Annotated in this window: 1 protein-coding gene; it reads left to right on the forward strand. The window is 55.8% G+C overall.

From position 1 onward, the window contains the following. Positions 1-339: AIR synthase-related protein (locus V6C16_RS14225; protein ID WP_333543553.1), on the forward strand; the 339-nt coding region annotated here is incomplete at its 5' end. Positions 340-967 lie beyond the last annotated feature (628 nt).

Below are 967 nucleotides of genomic sequence, written 5' to 3' on the forward strand. Positions count from 1 at the left end.
TCCTGCCATGACTGCTCTGACGGCGGTCTGGCCGTTGCTCTGGCTGAAATGTGCATCGGCGGACGCCTGGGCGCGGAGATCAACCTGGACGCCGTACCGGCCTTCCAGAGCATGAACAGGACGGAACTGCTGTACAGCGAAAGCGCCAGCCGCCTGCTTGTGAGCGTCAAACCCGATCTGGCCATGATCTTTGACGCTCTCGGCCAGTGGCAGGTCTGCACCCGCATCGGCACGGTGACCGGCGACAGCCGCCTGACCATCAAGTCCGGCGACAGCGTCATTGCCCACGAACACGTGGACGATCTGGCCCGCGCCTTCAAGGTTACCCTGGACTGGTAAACACCGCAGCCGCACAGCGCGTGAATGCGCTATGCCGCAACCCGCCGCACCGGCACGCTGCAAAAATACAACGCATACACAAAGGCCGCCGCAAGATTTGTTCTTGCGACGGCCTTGCATTCATAAACTGCGGTTGCTTTGCATGCGCCGCTTTACTGTCTGTTCCCCAAACTCACCCTACCAGTCGCGTCAGAGTATTTTAACTTTGAGAATATACATTCTCAAAGTTTGAGGCGCGCTCGCTTCGGCGTTTAACCGCGCAAATAAATAGCTCTGCTGTCTTCGCGGCAGTCGTTGGCGAGCCTGCGAGCCTTACGAATGGCGACAGTGGTTGTGTGGAAACAAGCCGCTCGTTACACCTGCTGTCTGCAAGCGTAGTTTTCTGCGTTACAGATCCTGAAGCATCCATAAACCCTTCGGGCAACGGCTGAAGTTGCGCTTGCGCCTCAGTGGCGGGCGTCTGCTCCCGCATCCGCCAGAGCAATTTTAAAGTGACAATACTCTAGAGCATTTAACACTTGAAATGCTCGCTTACGGCAGGCAAAAGCCTGCCTTCTCGCATTTCGTGGCAAGGATTTTCAAGAAAATCCTTGCAGAGCAGTTAACTCATTTCATTCGTTAACTGCTC

The organism is Desulfovibrio sp. 1188_IL3213, assembly GCF_036763145.1.
GTDB lineage: Bacteria > Desulfobacterota > Desulfovibrionia > Desulfovibrionales > Desulfovibrionaceae > Desulfovibrio.